This is a genomic window from Chitinophaga sp. G7 BAM 1005 (assembly GCF_057126945.1).
In genome coordinates this window covers 6350745-6370144 of the sequence record NZ_CP181478.1, presented here as the reverse complement: position 1 = coordinate 6370144, position 19400 = coordinate 6350745, and the positions used below count along the sequence as shown (strand labels likewise).

Genomic DNA, 19400 nt, shown 5'->3' with positions numbered 1-19400 from the left:
TTTTAGTTGCAAGGAGCTGGTTATCAGTATAATTACGATATATCTTACTTTTTTTCCGTAGTCGTTTAATTTTGAAGATAAAAACGAGTATCTTTGCGCAAAATTTCAGAAAACGGTGATTTCTTTCAATTGGTTCAAACATAGAATGGTAGCACTTGTGTTGGTTTTAGGCCTGCATAGTTTTAGTAATTTTTCCTTTGCACAGGAAGTTTCCCACCATGAAACGGCAGCAACTGCCCCTCATGAAGGAGAAGAAGGTAAGGGGGGAGAAGAAGGTGAGCCTAAAAAATTTGATGCTAAGGAAGTAATTCTGGGACACGTAAAGGATGCTCACGACTGGCACCTGTTCAGCATTGGTGAAAAACACGTAACAATCCCGTTACCGGTAATCATTTACAATCCTGCACGCGGTACCTCTGTATTTTCGTCTTCTAAATTTGAGCATGGTCATGCGGCGTATGATGGTTACCAGCTGGTAAACGCGCACTACCTGCATGAGAAAGGACTGGATCCTGCCAAATACATGGACGGCAAGGTGATCGCAGTGGATGCCGGTGGTAATCCAACCGACGAGCCGATCTATGATTTCTCCATGACCAAGAATATCACTTCCATGATCATTGCCGCTGTATTGCTGGTAATCCTGATGCTCAATGTAGCGAAGGCATACAGGGTACGTGGTTCCAGGAAAGCCCCTAAAGGTTTCCAGAGCCTGATGGAGCCGGTGATTATTTTCATGCGTGATGAAGTGGTAAAGCCTAATATTCCAGGTAAGCATGCAGAAAGGTATACGCCTTTTATCCTGACGATATTCTTTTTTATTCTGATTAACAACCTGTTGGGTCTGTTGCCCGGTTCTGCCAACGTAACAGGTAACCTGGCGGTAACGGCGGCACTGGCTATCATCAGCTTTATTGCCACTATGTTCAGCACTAACAGACATTTCTGGGGTCACATTTTCAATCCTCCGGTTCCGTTTGGCGTTAAGTTTATCCTGGCGCCGGTAGAGCTGATCGGTGTATTTACCAAGCCGGTTTCACTGATGATCAGGTTATTTGCCAATATCCTGGCGGGTCACATTATCATCCTGAGTATTATATCCCTGGTATTCATCTTCGGATCTTTAAATAAGGCAGCTGGTTATGGCTTCCTGCCTATCACTGTTCTGTTCAACATTGTGATGATGATGCTGGAATTGCTGGTAGCATTTATCCAGGCGTTTATCTTTGCTAATCTGACAGCCGTATTTATTGGCCAGGCAATGGAAGGTGCACATGATGAAGCACACCACTAAGCATACAGGAATTAGCTTTTAGCCTTTGCCAAAAAGTTAAATGCCAACCGTTTTATTAAATCGAAATTTTTATAATTCAAATACATATTCATTATGGCACTTTTGTCTATTTTATTGCAGGCTGCTGCTGCATCTGGTCTGGCTAAAGCTGGTGGTGCTGTTGGTGCTGGTATCGCGGCTATCGCTGCTGGTATTGGTGTTGGTAACATCGGTAAGAGCGCTCTGGAGTCTATCGCTCGTCAACCTGAAGCTGCTAACGACATCCGTGCGAACATGATCCTGGCTGCTGCGCTGGTTGAGGGTGTTGCTCTCTTCGGTGTAATCGCTGGTCTGTTGGCGGTAGTTCTGTAAGCCAAACTTTTTACTGCATCCGGCGCACAGGGCAATGGATGCAGTAATCTTTTGTTACAGACAAATCATCCAACTACCTGAAATCAGAAAATATCAACATCAAAAAAATAATAAAATTCTAATTATATGGATCTGTTGCAACCCGCGTTAGGCTTGTTTCTTATTTCATTATTCATTTTCATCGTCGTTTTCCTGATTCTGAAAAAATACGCCTGGACTCCCATCCTCGCTACCCTGAAGGAAAGGGAAGGTTCCATCACTGAGTCTATCGCTACTGCGGAAAGAGTAAAGGAAGAAATGGCCCAGATGAAAGCTGAACATGAACATGTGCTGGCGGAAGCTAAAGCTGAAAGAAGCAAGATCCTGAAAGAAGCTAAAGATGCGAAAGATATGATCATCAGCGAAGCCAAAACACAAGCGCAGGCAGAAGCAAAGAAGATCATCAGTGAAGCTTACACCGCTATCGAAAACCAGAAAATGGCTGCGTTAACGGATGTAAAGAACCAGGTAGGTAACCTCGTGATTGAAGTAGCAGAGAAGGTGCTGAGAAGAGAACTGGCTGATAAAACAGCACAGGAAGGTTATGTGAAACAACTGGCAGGAGAAATCAAATTGAACTAAGATATTAGCCATTAGCTCTAAAGGCTAACCGCTAAAAGCTAAAAGCTTTTTTAATATGCAAAATCCCCGTTTAGCATCCCGGTATGCAAAATCATTGATAGGATTGGCTCAGGAACTGAACCAGCTGGAAGTGGTGCATACAGACATGCTGTTCTTACAACAGGTGATGAAAAGCAACCCCGATGTGGTGAGTTTGCTTAAAAGCCCTATCATAAAGGCCGATAAAAAGCAGAAGATACTGGCCGCCATACTGGATGGCCGCATCAGTGCTACTACCATTTCCTTTATCAACCTGCTGGTGATCAAAGGCCGTGAAAGTGCACTGGCTGAAATGACCACTGAGTTTACGCGCCAGTACATGGTACTGAAAAACATCAGCCCGGTGAAGATCACTACGGCTGTTGCTTTGGATAATGCCACCCTGGATGTGATCAAACAGAAAATTGCCAGCGAAACAACGCAGCAGATCCAACTGGAAACAGCGGTGAATGCTGACCTGATCGGCGGTTTCGTACTGGAAGCAAATGACCAGTTGTTCGATGCTTCTATCCTGCGTGATCTGAAAGATATCAAACAACAGTTTAACAAGAACATTTACGTATCTGACTTACGTTAATCTATACAGCAGCCGCTGCGTACACGCAAAGCTGTTGTCGTTATACTAATTTTCTCTAACGACTTTTTTTAAAATCATAATTATGGTTGATATTAAACCTGATGAAATTTCGGCGATTTTACGCCAGCAGTTAAGCAACTTCAATGCTTCTGCCGACCTGGAAGAGGTAGGTACTGTATTACAGGTGGGTGATGGTATTGCCCGCATATACGGATTGGGTAATGTAGGTTATGGTGAACTGGTTGAATTCAGCAATGGCGTAAAAGCAATTGCACTGAACCTGGAAGAAGATAACGTGGGTGTGGTATTGATGGGTCAGTCAGCAGGTATTAAAGAAGGAGATAAAGTACGTCGTACCAAAAAGATCGCTTCCATTAACGTGGGAGAAGGTGTTGTTGGCCGCGTAATCAATACACTGGGTGAGCCAATCGATGGTAAAGGCCCTATCAAAGGTGAACTGTATGAAATGCCGCTGGAGCGTAAAGCGCCAGGTGTTCTGTACCGTGAACCGGTAAAAGAACCACTGCAAACAGGTGTAAAAGCAATTGATGCGATGATCCCTGTTGGTCGTGGTCAGCGTGAGCTGGTAATTGGTGACCGTCAGACGGGTAAAACAGCTATCTGTATTGATACAATCATCAACCAGAAAGAATTTTATGATGCAGGTAAACCTGTTTATTGCATATACGTGGCAATTGGCCAGAAAGCATCTACTGTTGCTGGTGTAATGAAAACATTACAGGAAGCAGGCGCTATGGCTTACACTACCATCGTAGCGGCCAACGCTGCTGATCCTGCACCGCTGCAGTTCTATGCTCCGTTTGCCGGCGCTGCAATCGGTGAATTCTTCCGTGACTCAGGTCGTCCGGCACTGATCGTTTATGATGATCTGTCTAAACAGGCGGTTGCCTACCGTGAGGTATCCCTGCTGCTGAAACGTCCTCCGGGTCGTGAAGCATATCCAGGTGACGTATTCTACCTGCATAGCCGTTTACTCGAGCGTGCTGCGAAAATCATCAGCAATGATGCCATTGCAAAACAGATGAACGATTTGCCTGAATCTATCAGACACCTGGTAAAAGGTGGCGGTTCCCTGACAGCATTGCCTATTATCGAAACACAGGCGAGTGACGTATCTGCTTACATCCCTACCAACGTAATCTCCATTACCGATGGTCAGATCTTCCTGGAAGGTAACCTGTTCAACGCCGGTATCCGTCCTGCTATCAACGTAGGTATCTCTGTAAGCCGCGTGGGTGGTAACGCTCAGATCAAATCCATGAAGAAGGTATCTGGTACCCTGAAACTTGATCAGGCACAATACCGCGAAATGGAGGCCTTCTCCAAATTCGGTGGCGACCTGGATGCTGCTACCAAAGCGGTTATCGATAAAGGCGCCCGTAACGTGGAAATCCTGAAACAGGCGCAGTTCAGCCCGTACGCCGTAGAAAAACAGGTAGCTATGATCTACCTGGGTACAAACGGTTTACTGCGTGATGTTCCTGTTAAACAGGTACGTGCTTTTGAAGAGGCCTTCCTGAATGAAATGCAGGTGCGCTTACCGGAAGTACTCGCTGAATTCAAGAAAGGTAACCTGCCTGAAGATGGCATCAAGAAAATGGTTACCCTGGCTAATGAACTGAAGCCAAGATTTGCATAAAAATAACGGCGTTTACCGCTAAAAATATAAGCACCCTTTGCCGTCAGGCAAAGGGTGCTTTTTTATATAAGAATGTTATTATATTATTCTTTATAAATCTTTTAAAAAAGAAAATATAATTAAGCTGCATTTTATATGGTGAGGTCGCTATACATTTGCTACTATAGTCCGTATCCAAAATCTTATTCGTCAGGGTTCCTGACAGGTTCATAATCCCCACTAAGAGTATTGTTCATTGCCTCACCACTTAGGAGCAAGTAAACACCAAAATTGAATCCGTGTGCCGTCTGTAAGCAAGTAGTTCGTCTTTTTTTCTTCAGTATTATTTTTTGGAAATCGAATACAGTTGCCTGAACCCCGGGTTAATGCGATTAGAAAATGTGTCTGTTCAGCAGTTGCCTGAGATGCAAAATGTTTCTATGAGAAAACTTCTGACCCTTTGTTCCATTGTATTATTCGCCTTATTTCCTACTGTATGTTGCCTGGCAGAAGGCAGTAAGGACATGTACCCTTCCGGCGCCCAGGGAAACAGGGCCTATATGACCAGTTCTTCCACCGCTACCAGCGCGCTTATCGGGAATATCATCAATCCCGGAAGAATGTTCGTATATGCGAAAGCGGGAGAGGTGATCTATATCGGGTCCAGCGCACAAGGCATAGGATCGGGAACCACCAGGCTGATAGCGCCTAACGGTACCGTATATACTACGGGAACCTCCGTTATCACAGGGCGGATCAACAGCCGGGCAGAAGAACTCGCCGGTCCCGCTGCCCTGGCCGCCGGCGGGTACAACGCTTACAACAGAACCGTATTGGCCGCTGAAGAAGGCATATGGACCGTTGAATTCACCCCACCCAATCCTTCCTCCGCATTAGGCACGGGGTATACTCCCCCCGCTGCAAATGCCAACTGGACCATCGCCAATCAAACCGCGGTGAGCACACTGGCGCTCATAGTAGCCTGGGATATCACAGTAGCCAGCGCCGGGGTGCAAAAACCAGGACGCGTATACCTGAATATTTTTACCGCAAACGCGGGTACCGCCAGTTCTGCTTTTTATGGTAAATTTAATGTACTCACAAAAGACGGCTTTACTTACACCGCTACCGGTAATGGTATACAACCTTTCCTCTTTGCTTTTTTTGTAAATAACAAAGGCACCCGCGATAAAGCAACAGGTGTGCCTGTATATAAAAGTGTAGACCTTAACCAGGTTACATCCGCGGGGGGCGCCTACTCCTTTCACAATCCTACTTTACCGGACGACGTCACCAATATTACCCAGAAGATGTTTTATAACCCGCCGGATAATACGCTGCCAGCCACCGCTCCGGTTTGGGTAGGCAGTGCCGCAACATCTACGTGGTTAATCAGTACCCCTATTGTACCTACTGTTACTGATGTCTCTTTTACCGGAAGAGAAGGCACACCCGGTCAATCGGGCACACCACCCCTGGCAGGTGGTTATATCCGTTTTACCGCTAATCAGAATGGTAATTTCAAAATTTCAATAGATGTAAATAATAACGGAAGTACGAATGATCCGATAGACCGCATCATCACAGGATCATCTGCTTCAGGTGCTAACAGCATTTTATGGGATGGTAAAAATGGACAGGGAGGAGATGTAGCCAGTGGCGCCACCGTCAATATATCGGTAGTACTGTTTTCAGGTGAAGTTCACTTCCCATACATGGATGTGGAAAATAATCTGAATGGCATTGTTATCACCCGCACCAACGGTTCCAATGCGCCCGATCCAACCGTTTACTGGAATGATGAACTGCTGGGCGCCGGCGCCGGCGCACCGGTACCTGTTAACGCATCTGCCAGCCCGGGAGTTAACAGCAGCACTAACGGTCATAAATATACGAATAGCTATGGCGATAACAGTTTACTGGATACCTGGGCTTATATTTTCAGCGCACCTATCTCAGCAACTGTAAGCGTACGACAATTTCAGGCAGATCTGCAGGTAGTAAACAACGATCCCAGTGTGGGCGCTATTTGTGTTGGCAGCAGTATTTCGTTTACCACCAGCATAAGAAATAACGGGCCTGATACCGCGCTGGGAGCGAAGTTTAGCTTCTCTTTCCCCGCAGCCCTGACAGGGGTTACGGTAACGCCCACCATTACCGGTACGGCTTCGATTGTATCCGGCGGCGTTATTGGTAATGTATACAGTGCAACGGTGAATATGAACAACGGAGCAGTGATCTCTTATGTTATTTCAGGTACGGTATCGGCAGTGCCCCCCGGTGGAAACCTGGCTACCAAATCAAGCATACTCCGTCCTGCTGATGTAACAGATCCGGATGCCACCAATGCTACCAGTACTTCGCCAACAGATCCCGACGTGGAATGTAACGGCGCACCATCGGGTACCGGTTGTAATAACATCTTAACGAATTCCGTTCCTGTTTCCCCTACTATCGGAAGTAATACAGTGGCTACTGAACAATCCATTTGTTTTGGTAGCAGCCCTGCACCTTTAATTGGCACGGCCATTTCCGGAACACCGGTGTATTTATGGCAAAGCAGTACTGCCAGCGCTACCACCGGTTTTACAGCTGTACCTGGCGCATCTAACGGTAAAGACTACACGCCAACGGTATTGCAGCAAACTACCTGGTTCAGGAGAGTAGTTACAGCAGGAAGTTGCAGTGATACGGGCCTGGCAGTAATGATCAAAGTAAACCCCCTGCTCACACCCGGCGTAATCAGCGGCAGCCAGGTGTTTTGCGGAAGTGGTAATCCCGTGGCATTCAGTCAGCCTGTTGCGCCTAACGGTGGAACAGGAACGTATGTTTACCGCTGGCAATCATCAACAGACAGTATCAACTTTACAGATATTTCCGGCGCCACTCAACAAATATATGATGCACCCGTGCTGAGCCAGAGCACCTGGTTCCGCAGGGTAGTGAGCAGCACAGGATCAGGTTGTACGGATGTGATTACAGATACCGTAGCGGTTAAAATTGATGCATTGCCTACCGTGGCAAATGCGGGGCCGGATCAGCAGTTGTGTAACGTAAACGCCACTACGTTGGCGGCTAATGCTGCCACTACCGGTACCGGCTTATGGTTGCAGGTAGCAGGGCCCGGCGCCGCTACATTTGTAAATGCGGCGCTGCCGAATACGGGCATACAAAACCTTACGCCAGGTAATTATGTATTTACCTGGACCATCAGCAATGGCTCCTGCGCACCATCTGTAGATACAGTACAGATACAGGTATATGCGCAGCCGGATGCAGCTGATGCAGGCCCCGATCAAACAAAAAATAACAGCGGCGGCTTTGTGATGAGTGCGAACGCACCGGTAAATGGTACGGGCCTTTGGACACAGATCAGCGGTACCGCTGTGATGGCGGATAACAGTAATCCAAATACCAATGTTACGCTGCAGCCCAATACCAGCACTACACTCGTTTGGACTATCGCCAACGGAAACTGCGCTGCTGCAAGCGATACGGTAGTATTAACGTATACCCGTCAGGCTGATCTGACCATTACCAAATCTGATGCAGGCAACACCTATAAAACCGGTAGCCCGCTTACCTATACCATCACCATTGAAAACCTGGGCCCCTCCAATGTTTCGGGCTTCCAGGTACAGGATCTGCTGCCGGCAAAAATGGAGAACGCTTCCTGGATTTCTACTGTAAGTGGTGCGGGTGTTAGCTTACAGCCTTCCACCGGTACAGGTACATCTGTGAATTCAACCGGTGATCTGCCGTTTGTGGCAGGCAATAAAATTGTTATTACCATAACCGGCAACGTATCAACTACAGCAATAGGTGGTGATACTGTTGCTAATGCGGCTTCTGTTGTAAGCCCGGCAGATATGCCGGATCCTGTTGCTGCCAATAATACTTCAGCAGTTAGCGGTATAGTACCTAATAACCCGCCCGTGGCAGTAACCGATAATTATACCACCACCAGGGATGTACCGGTAAGTGGCAATGTGCTGACCAACGACAGCGATCCCGAAAATCAACCTATTACTGTAACAACTACATTGATTGAGCAGCCGTCTCATGGAACTGTTGTGCAGCATGCAGATGGCACATTTACATATACTCCGCAGGCAGGTACCGCTGGTGTTGATTTCTACCGGTACCAGGTATGTGATAACCAGGGCGCGTGTGCGATAGGTACAGTAAATATTACTGTACAGATGGGAATAATAGATCTGAGCATTACTAAAACTGCTTCCCCGGCTAACGCAACTGCAGGATCGCCGCTTACTTATACGGTTACGGTTACCAATAATGGGCCTTCCACTGTATTGCCTGCGGAAACATTTACGGTAACAGATTCTTTACCGGATGGCTTTATTGCCAACAGCTACACCCCTTCTGAAGGCACGTATTCAGGCAATAGCGGCAACTGGACAGGAGCGCTGCTGACGCCCGGAAAATCAGTAACGCTCACCATCGCCGGCGAGGTACAGGCACAATATACAGGCGCCAGTTTAACCAATGGCGTAAAGGCAACACCGCCTGCCACTACAACAGATCCTACTCCTGCTACTACCACATTGGTTACACCGGTGGCGAAGTCGGTGGAAGTAAAAGTTACCAAAACAGATAATACCACCACCTATACTGCAGGCACTACTACCACTTACCAGATCAGTATCCTGAACAGCGGACCATCGGATTTAACCGGTGCTACCTTCCAGGACCCGCTCCCAACAGGTATTACCGTTGCTTCCTGGAACGCCAGTAGCTCCGGAGGAGGCCAGTCCAAAGACTCCGGTTCCGGACCCATTAATGAACCGGTGAACCTCCCGGCAGGCAGTGAAATCGTATATACGTTAACGATAGATATACCATCCGGTTATACGGGTCCGCTCACAAATACGGCCAGCATTGTTATTCCATCTGGCTACAACAATATTAATCCAGCCGGCAACAGTGCAACAGACACCGATACACCGGCTCCGCAAACGGATATTGCAATAATGAAAACCGGCCCTGCCAGCGGAACAGCCGGCACCGGTATCAGTTACCAGTTAACGATCGTCAACAACGGTCCTTCCGATGTGGCGGGTGTAGTGATGGCAGATCAGATACCTGTGCAGATACAAAACCCGGTATGGACAGTTACCACCAATGGCAGCACTACTGCCAGCGTAACCGGTGGTAGTGGCGCCGTTAACTTCACTGCGGGTTTACCTGCAGGCGCGGGCAATACCATCATTGTAAATATCAGTGGTACTATAAATTCTGCTGCTACCGGAAATCTTTCTAATACAGCCACCGCCACGCCTCCGGCAGGCAGCCCGGTTTCTTCCAATACGGTAAATACCACGCTGATAAATAGTACGGGTCTTACCCTGGTTAAACAAGGTCCTGCCACAGGCCGCGTGGCTGCCGGTGAGGCCATAAGCTATATGCTCCGGGTGGTGAATGCTGGTCCTTCAGATGCAACTGGCGTTGTCATCACGGATATAGTACCTGCTGCAATTACTGGTACTACCTGGTCAGTTACTACCACCGGTGCGGCAGCTATTGCCACGGGAGGTTCATCAGGAGGTACGGGCAATAATGTGAGTACAGTGGTGAACATTCCTGCCGGAGCAGGCAATGCTATCATCGTACAAATCAATGGTACCGTGGCATCCGGTGCGCTGGATACACTAACGAATACCGCCACCGCAGAATTGCCGGGTGATACTACGGTTACTGCCGTTAATAAAACGGCAGTAGATAACCAACCCGGGTTACAGATAGTAAAGGCGGGTCCCGCAACAGTGGATGCAGGAACAGACATCACTTACACGATTACCGTTAATAACACGGGTCCTTCAGATGCCCTGCAGGCTGTTATTACGGATGAGGTAGGACCCACACTCCTGACAAATGTGACCTGGACCGCTACTGCCTCCGGCAGTGCCGTGATCAATAGCGGAGCTAACGGTAACGGCAATACGTTAACGGTAAACGCCAACATCCCGGCGGGAAATAATAACACCGTTACTATTGTAGTACATGGTACAGTGCACTCCGGTGCAACCGGTAATGTCAACAATATTGCGGATGTACGTGTAACCGGTCAGCAACCCGTTAATTCCAATGAGATTATTACGAAGATCAATAACAGGCCGGGCCTGATACTCACGAAGAGTGGTCCTGCAACTGCAGATGCAGGCAGCACTATCAACTATCTCCTGCAAATCAATAACAGCGGTCCTTCCGATGCGTTTAAGGCGGCACTGAATGATACACTGCCGGCAGCCATCCTGAACCCGGTGTTAAAAGTAGTAGTGAACGGCCGTGCATCTTACTTTACTGCTGATATTAATAACGGCGTATTACAACTGATTGGTGATATTCCGGCAGGCGATAGTAACTACATCCTGGTGTACGTAACAGGTAAGATCAATCCATCTTTCACCGGACAAATTACCAACCGGGCAGTTGTTGGTACGGTGGGCGATATACCCGTAACATCAGATCCTGTTGTTACTACCGTAAGCAGTAATCCCCGCATAGCATTATCCAAGAGCGCTCCGGATACCGCAGTGGCAGGGCAAACGGTTACCTATACACTGGTAGCCACCAACAACGGATTGTCTGATGCCACTAATGTAGCCATCACAGATGTGGTACCGGCGTCTTTACTAAATACACAGTGGACCGCTACTGCCACAGGAGGCGCCACTATTGTCAGCGGCGCAACCGGCGCCGGTAATACAGTGAATGTTACCGGTAATATTCCTGCTGGCGCAGGCGAGACGATCGTAATTACAGTGCAGGGTACGCTGGCATCCTCAGCTACCGGAAATCTGTTTAACCATTTTACTGCACTCGTTAACGGTAACACGGTTACATCAGATACGGTACAAACCCATATTACCAGTAAGCCGGTGTTGCAGATCACCAAAACCGGTACAACGGATATTTCCGCGGGTGGCCGTATCCGGTATACTTTACAGGTGCAAAATACCGGTGTGTCCGATGCAACAGGGGTGAATATATCAGACAGCGTAAATACTATTGTACAGCATATCAGCTGGACATCCGCTACCGGCGGCGGTGCAGTTATTACCACCGGCAGTACCGGTAATGGTAATATAGTGGCCGCAACAGCGAACATTCCCGCCGGTGGTACGGTAACGGTTACTATCGATGGTACGGTAAGTCCTGCTGCTGCGGGAACGCTGCAAAATACAGCCACCGCATCGGTTAACGGCGCCCCAACAGTACAGGCAGAAGTAACTACTTTAATCACCAACGATCCGGCAATAGATATCAGCAAAACAGGTCCTGCGCAAATAAAGGCGGGCGAAGAGGTGAGCTACCAGCTGGTGATCACTAATTTTGGTGTGTCTGATGCACACGGCATTATCATACAGGATATTGTGCCGGCTGCCATCACCAACGTGAAATGGACAAGCAGTGTTACCGGCGGTGGAAATATTATCAGCGGCGTTACCGGCATTGGTAATAATGTAACATTGGATGCAGATTTGACTGCAGGTACAGCTAATCACATCTTTATAAATATAACCGGTAAACTGGCTGCCAGTTATACAGGAATCCTTACTAATTCAGCATCGGTATTAGTGGCGGGTAAAGACACTGCGAGAAGTGACAGCGTTACTACCACCGTGATCAATACACCTGGTATCCAGGTGGTAAAGAGCGCTCCGGACACCATTCCTGCGGGCAGTAATATTACCTTTACGGTAACTGTAACCAATATTGGTCCGTCGGATGCGCCGGCGGTTACCATTGCAGACATGGTACCGGCAGCGGTGCAAAATGTAACCTGGTCGGCTGTAACAGCGGGCAACGCATCTGTACAAACAGGCGCCGGCAGCGGAAATAATATTTCCCTGAACGGAGCTGTTGCCGCGGGAGCGGGCAACAGTATTACACTTACCATTCATGGAACCGTGAACCCGGCGGCCACCGGCGATATTAATAACACCGCTACTGTTACACCAGCCGGAAATACACCGGTCACTTCTAATGAAACTACTACGCACATAGGTAAACAATTTGCTTTGGTTTTAAGCAAGACGGGACCTGCAGAAGTATCCGCGGGAGCAAAGATTGTTTACCAGATCACGCTGCATAACAACGGCCCATCGGATGCTACGGGCTTACAATTGAGAGATACCGTGCCGGCTGCTATCGGTAATGTAATCTGGAGAGCGGCTGCAACAGGAAATGCCGTGATACATGGCAGCGCTGTAGACACCGGTAACCTGGTGAACATCTCCGCAGATATTGCTGCCGGCGCTACCAACGGAGTAGTGGTAACCATTGAAGGAACCATTGATCCTGCTTACACAGGAGTACCGTTACGAAATGTGGCATACGTTACTTCTCCAGATCTGCCAGTAACGTTAACGGATACACTGACTACCAAAATAACATCGCTTGCACGTCTTGTGCTGACCAAGAACGGTCCGGGAAGCACATTTAGCGGCGATACTATTACTTATACCATCCGCCTGTCTAACGCAGGACCATCTGATGCGAAGCGTATAAACATCACCGATATTATTAACCCGGCTATACTTCAACCGGTATGGACCGCAGTTGCCAGCGGCGCCGGCACCATCCTGAGCAGTAACAACGGCGCCGGGGATATTCAGCTTACCGCTGATATTCCGGCATCTACCGGACACGCTGTAGATATAACGGTAATGGGTAAACTGGATCCGGAATTTACCGGTGCTGAAATCACTAATATCGTTACCGCCGTAATTCCTGGTGATACGCCGTTTGTTTCCACAGTAACTACAGAAACCAGCCGCAGAGCCAGTTTGCGCGTGGTGAAGAGCGGACCTGCTACCGCAGTAGCTGGTGAAAAAATAAGCTACATCATTACGGCTACCAATGAAGGACCGTCCACTATAAGCGGCGCTACTATTTCGGATGTTATTCCAACCAGTATTCTTCAACCAACATGGACTGCCGTAGCCAATGGAGCAGGAAGCTTCGCATCAGTGGGCAGTGGTACCGGAGATGTAAACCTGCAGGCTAATATACCTGCCGGCATTGGAAGTATTGATATCATGGTAAATGGTACTTTGGACCCTGCCACCGTAAGTGGTAGCAGCATTACCAATACCGTTACGGTAACACCGCCTCCGGGCATGACTAACACTAACCCGGCTGCTTCCAGTGTTATCACTAATGTAACGAAGGAAGCAGATTTGGTGATCGTGAAATCCGGTCCGGCTAATATAGCAGCAGGACAGGAAATTACCTATAAGCTGGTGGTTACCAACAATGGTATTTCCAATGTAAATGTGGCCAGCATCACTGATGTAGTGCCGGGATCGATCCATATCACCAATGTAAGTGCATTGGCAAGTGGGAATGCGATTGCTGGCAGCCCTGTAATAACAGGTAATACGGTTAGGCTAAATGCCAGTGTAGATGCAGGTCCGGGTAACAATGTGATGGTTACCATCACCGGTACTGTAGACCCTGCAGCTACCGGTACAATATCCAATAGCGCTGTAGTAGGAGTTCCGGCTACTGTAACGGAAACCATCCCTGCCAATAACATCAGCAGTATTCATACCAACATCACTACCGATCTTGGTTTACAGGTATCTAAATCAGGACCCGCAAGTGTAAATGTAAATGACCAGATCACTTATACCATTGTGCTGAGTAACAACGGCCTGTCTGATGCGAATGAAGTATTTATTACTGATAATATTCCTGCTGAAATTACAGGCGCCACCTGGACTGCTGTGGTAGATGGAAATGCATCGATGGTTAATCTTAATGGCAGTGGAGCCATCAACAATGAAAGAGCATCGGTTGGCGGCAGCAACAGCGGTACCATTACCATCACTATTACCGGTAATGTGAGTCAGGCTGCAGCAGGTACCATCACCAACACCGTTACTGCTGTTGCAGGCACCACTAAAGTAAGTACGGTGGTTACTTCTGTTAACAATTCAGCCGATCTGAGAATTAATAAAACCGCTCCTGCAACAATAGCCGCGGGTAAAGAGATCACCTATGTGATTACGGTGAATAATGCAGGTCCGGCAAACGTAACAGGCGCAGTGATTACAGACAATGTTCCTGTGGGGGTTATCAATGTACAGTGGACAGCCATAGGCACTGGTGGCGCTACTGTAGCCACTGGCAGCGGTAATGGTAACACCATTTCATTAACAGGAGATATCCCGGCAAACAGCGGTGTTATTACCATTACGGTAAAAGGCATTGTAGATCCTGCGTTCAGCGGGGTACTTAGTAATACTGCTACTGCCACGCCACCAACAGGCGTAACAGATCCAACTCCAGGTACGGTGACGGTGAATACGCAGGTAACTGCGGTACCGGGATTATCAATCCTTAAATCAGGACCCGCACAAATAGCTGGTGGCGACACAATAAGGTATACGCTCGACATCCGGAATAACGGGCCTTCCAGTGCCACCGGTGTAAGCATCAGGGATAGTATTCCTGTCGAATTGCAAAACGTGAAATGGATTGCCACGGCTACCAACGCCACTATTAACAGTGGAGGCACCGGCGCCGGCAATTCCCTGAATATGACGGGTAATATCCCGGTAGGAGGGCTCATTAGGGTAACTATCACGGGTAATTCCGATCCTGCATTTACCGGTCATATTATGAACAGGGCAGTGGCCGGGGGCAACGGGCAATCAGTTTTAAGTAATGAAGTAAATACACAGGTTATTAATCAGCCAGGTATTGGCATCAGTAAATCCGGCCCGGCCACTGTGGCTGCCGGCGCGCAGGTAGCATATACTATCTCCGTAACCAACACCGGCATTTCTACCGCGCAGGGAATTACTGTTAGCGACGTGCTGCCGCCGGCACTGAAGAATGCGTTATGGTCTGCCACCGCCAGCGGCAGTGCTGTTATCAGCGGAGGTAATATCAGTAATCAATCCGGCAATGTGAACTTCCAGGCATCCATACCACCGGGAGCCGCCAATAGTATCCTGGTAACGGTAAGTGGAACGGCTGATCCTTCTGCTTCCGGCACCCTTGTGAACGTAGCCACTGTAACACCTGTTGCAGGCGCTGCGCTCACGGATACGGTAACCACCGTGATCACCACCGTTAGTGGTATCAGGCTGGTGAAAGCAGCACCGGATACTGCAGCAGCAGGTAACACAATTTCTTATACGGTAGATGTGTATAACGACGGTCCGTCCGATGCAACCAATATCCTGGTAACAGATACATTGCCGGCGGGTCTGCAAAATGTGCGGTGGTCGGCTGCTGCGGCAGGTACGGCTGCTATCAGCGGCGGCAACCTGCAACAACAACCGGGTAATGTGACCTTCACCGCCAGCATTCCGGCAGGCGCTGCAAATGTTATACATGTAGTGGTTACAGCTACTATTCCTTCTTCTCAAACAGGGGCATTAAGCAACCAGGCTAATGCACATACCGGCGGAGTGGATTATTCATCCAACGAGGTAGTAACGCAGGTAACCGGCAAACCGGGATTACAGCTGACCAAGTCCGGTCCACCAAAGGCCGCTGCTGGCAGCATCATCAGTTATAGCCTTGTTTTGAGCAACGACGGCCCATCTGATGCGTCGAATGTAGCCGTGACCGACCAGCTTCCGGCTGAATTGCAAAACCCGGTATGGTCTGCCGTGGCACAGGGCGCTGCCGCTATTAATGGTGGTAATATTACAAACAGAACCGGCCATGTTAGTTTGATTGCTAACGTACCGGCAGGTGCAGGTAATCGTATAGTCGTTAATGTGAGTGGCAGTATCGCCGCTTCTTTCTCCGGAAATATTACTAATACCGCTGCTTACACCCTGAATACGGTAACCACAAATACACCACCGGTGATTACAGTAGTGGAGAAACGGGCAACAATAAGGATCAATAAACCAGCACCGGATTCTATGACTGCAGGAGGTGTGATTAATTATACGCTGCTGGTAGCGAACGACGGTCCATCCGATGCCGATAGTATTACTATTACAGATATAGTGCCTGCTGCAGTGCAACAGGTAACGTGGAACGCAGTGGCCACCGGTGGTACGCTCCTGGGTGCATCATCCGGCGCCGGTAATAATATCAGCGTACGCGGAAGCATTCCGGCAGGCGCGGGAAATAATATCCTGGTAACGATTACCGGCGTCATCGCACCGGGATTATCAGGTACCATACAGAACAAGGCGCAGGTGAGTATACGGGGAGATATAGTTTCCGGGGATTCTGTTAATACGCATATCCTCAACAAACCGGGCGTACAGTTCACAAAATCCGGTCCGCAGAAAGCCATCGCCGGTAACAATATCAGCTATGTAATTGAGCTGGCAAACCAGGGACCGTCTGATCTGATAAATACTGCCGTAACGGATGTAGTGCCGCCGCAGATAACAGATGTAAACTGGAGCATCGCCCTGAAAGGTAATGCCATCCTGGCCGCCGGAACCCCGGTTTCAGGAGTGGGTAACCGGATTACCTTCAACGCCGGCGTACCGGCAGGCGCTGGCAACGGTATACAGGTTACCATCACCGGAAAGGTAAATCCTGATTACAAAGGCAATATCGCCAACACCGCCACGGCTACCGATAGCACCGGTAATGAATATACCTCTGTTACCAGTATGACGGTTACCAAAGAATCTGCTGTTAAACTGGATAAAATAGGACCAGCCACCGTTAAGGCCGGCAGTAGTATCAGCTATGTGATTACTGCCTCCAACCAGGGACCATCTGATGTGAAAGGATTTGTGATTACTGATGTGGTGCCTGCTGCAGTTACCAACGTAAGCTGGACAGCCGTAGCAAACGGTAATACACAGATAACAGGACCTGCCAACGGAACCGGTAATAGTATACAGCTTCAGGGCGACATCGCCGCAGGCGCGGGTAATACGATACAGATCACGGTGAATGGCGCTATAGCGGCAGATGTGACAACAGCTGCGATCACCAACGCCGCTACCGGAACCAAAGGAGATGGAACTACCATCACCTCTCCAACAGTAACAACAACCATTCAGAATACGCCGGGCATTAGCATTTCGAAAGTAGCGCCGCCAACGGTGAATGCTGGCGACAGTTTACAATACGTGATCACAGTAGCCAATACAGGTCCTTCAGATGCCACCAATGTGAAGATCAGTGATGCAGTTCCTGCGGCACTTACTAATGTGAGCTGGACGGCTACCACTACCGGCGCTGCGCAAATTACAGGCAGCAGCAGCGGCAGTGGCGATGTACTGTTGAATGGCAACATCAGTGCGGGTGCAGGTAATGCCATCAACATACAGATCAGGGGTAAAATCAATACCGGCTTTACCGGCAGCATTACCAATACCGCCAATGCCAGGGATGCAAATAATAATACCGTTACGGCAACCGCCACCACACAGGTAAGCAGCCGTTCACAATTGAGTATTGTCAAAACAGGACCAGTCCGTGTTAATGCCGGAGACACCATCAGGTATGTGATCATTGCCTCCAATGCAGGACCATCTGCGGCAGCAGGTATTAATATCAGTGATGTGGCGCCTGCGGCTGTTACACAGGTAACGTGGACTACCACCGCCAATGGTACATCACAGGTGACCAGCGGCGCAACAGGCAGTGGCAATAATATATCGGTAACCGGCAACCTGGATGCAGGTAATGGTAATACCATCCAGGTGAATATTAAAGGCGTTATTCCGGCAGATGCAGTTATTACCAGTATTACCAATACGGCTACACTGAAGCAGGGTACAGGTAGGCCTGTTTCATCTGATCCGGTGGTAACGGAAGTGGTACCGGGTATTAAGAAACTGGATCTTTCTGTCACCAAATCCGGTCCGCTGCAGCTCACCAACAATGACTCAATTACTTATGTGATTGTAGCTAAAAATGGTGGTCCGGCTGCGGGAGACGGAGCCGTGATTACAGATATCCTGCCGGCTAATATTGAAGGATCCTATGTGCGGATATTAATGGCTGCCGGTGGCGTTGCTGGTGTTCAAACCACCAACAACGGAAATGTGGTAAAAGCTACTATCGGCGCATTCCCTGCAGGAGGGGTGGTTACCCTGGCCATTACCGGTAAGGTAAACAGCACCGTAGAATTGCGTAACCTGGCTATTATTGCAGCCCCGGCAGGTACCGTGGATACCACTACAGGTAATAATACCAGTGCCACTGTTATCACTACGGTATCGCCTGTTCCAACATCGGATCTGCGATTGCAGAAAGAGCTGTTGACTACGGCGTCAATGCGGGTGGGCAGCAAAGCCGATTTTGCGTTAACGCTGAATAATGCCGGTCCGTTTAATGCTACCCAGGTGGTGGTGAGAGATACCCTTAGAGAGAACCTGGATATTGTCAACGGATTTGATGCGAATATCGGAAAGGTAACTTATGATCCGGCCACACGGATACTGATCTGGAGCCTGGACAGCCTCTCTCTCACGCAAACGGCTACACTGAAATACACTACCCGCATCACCAATACCGGGGATGTGATCAACAGCGCAACGGTTACTTCCCTGTTGCCGGATCCGGACCGCTCCAATAATATTGCGGTGAGCAAGGTAGTTACCGTTACCGGCGATGATATCCTGGTCCCGAACGTGATTACGCCTAACGGCGATGGAAAGAATGATAAGTTCATTATTACCGGTATCCTGCGGTATCCTAATTCTTCCCTGTTTATTTATAACCGTTGGGGAAATATGGTGTATCAGTCGAAGAATTACCAGAACGAATGGACCGGCGATTCCCTGAATGAAGGTACTTATTATTATATACTCAAACTCAATACCCCCACAGGAGAAAGAAGCTATAAAGGCTGGATTGAGCTCCTGCGATAGGTAGAAATTAATAATTTCGGAAGAAACCGGGTATTTTGC

6 protein-coding genes are annotated in these 19400 nt (G+C 48.6%); all 6 read left to right on the top strand.

Annotated elements, in window-relative coordinates; genetic code table 11:
• Positions 1 to 145: 145 nt before the first annotated feature.
• The 6 genes from atpB (at position 146) to ACMXI2_RS25565 (ending at position 19361) form a co-directional block, all read left to right on the top strand.
• A complete protein-coding gene (gene atpB, locus ACMXI2_RS25590) occupies positions 146 to 1294 on the top strand; it encodes a F0F1 ATP synthase subunit A (RefSeq protein WP_483778773.1) in 1149 nt (382 codons plus the stop codon).
• A gap of 93 nt (positions 1295 to 1387) precedes the next feature.
• The gene (gene atpE / locus ACMXI2_RS25585) at positions 1388 to 1645 is read left to right on the top strand and encodes an ATP synthase F0 subunit C (protein WP_079471016.1); all 258 of its coding nucleotides are present in this window, start codon (positions 1388 to 1390) and stop codon (positions 1643 to 1645) included.
• 126 nt (positions 1646 to 1771) lie between these two features.
• The gene (gene atpF, locus ACMXI2_RS25580; RefSeq protein WP_483778772.1) at positions 1772 to 2266 is read left to right on the top strand and encodes a F0F1 ATP synthase subunit B; all 495 of its coding nucleotides are present in this window, start codon (positions 1772 to 1774) and stop codon (positions 2264 to 2266) included.
• A 55-nt stretch (positions 2267 to 2321) separates the two neighbouring features.
• Positions 2322 to 2882, top strand: coding sequence for an ATP synthase F1 subunit delta (gene atpH, locus ACMXI2_RS25575; protein WP_483778771.1), 561 nt, complete (start codon positions 2322 to 2324; stop codon positions 2880 to 2882).
• Between the two features lie 82 nt (positions 2883 to 2964).
• A complete protein-coding gene (gene atpA, locus ACMXI2_RS25570) occupies positions 2965 to 4542 on the top strand; it encodes a F0F1 ATP synthase subunit alpha (RefSeq protein WP_079471013.1) in 1578 nt (525 codons plus the stop codon).
• Between the two features lie 419 nt (positions 4543 to 4961).
• Positions 4962 to 19361 (top strand): T9SS type B sorting domain-containing protein, encoded by a 14400-nt coding sequence (locus tag ACMXI2_RS25565; protein WP_483778770.1) that lies wholly within the window; start codon positions 4962 to 4964, stop codon positions 19359 to 19361.
• The last annotated feature ends 39 nt before the right edge of the window (positions 19362 to 19400 follow it).

What these genes read in the sequence shown, in the direction of transcription:
- ACMXI2_RS25565 (WP_483778770.1), top strand. Translation starts at nt 4,962, where the DNA reads ATGAGAAAACTTCTGACCCTTTGTTCCATTGTATTATTCGCCTTATTT.
- atpE (WP_079471016.1), top strand. Translation starts at nt 1,388, where the DNA reads ATGGCACTTTTGTCTATTTTATTGCAGGCTGCTGCTGCATCTGGTCTG.
- atpH (WP_483778771.1), top strand. Translation starts at nt 2,322, where the DNA reads ATGCAAAATCCCCGTTTAGCATCCCGGTATGCAAAATCATTGATAGGA.
- atpB (WP_483778773.1), top strand. Translation starts at nt 146, where the DNA reads ATGGTAGCACTTGTGTTGGTTTTAGGCCTGCATAGTTTTAGTAATTTT.
- atpF (WP_483778772.1), top strand. Translation starts at nt 1,772, where the DNA reads ATGGATCTGTTGCAACCCGCGTTAGGCTTGTTTCTTATTTCATTATTC.
- atpA (WP_079471013.1), top strand. Translation starts at nt 2,965, where the DNA reads ATGGTTGATATTAAACCTGATGAAATTTCGGCGATTTTACGCCAGCAG.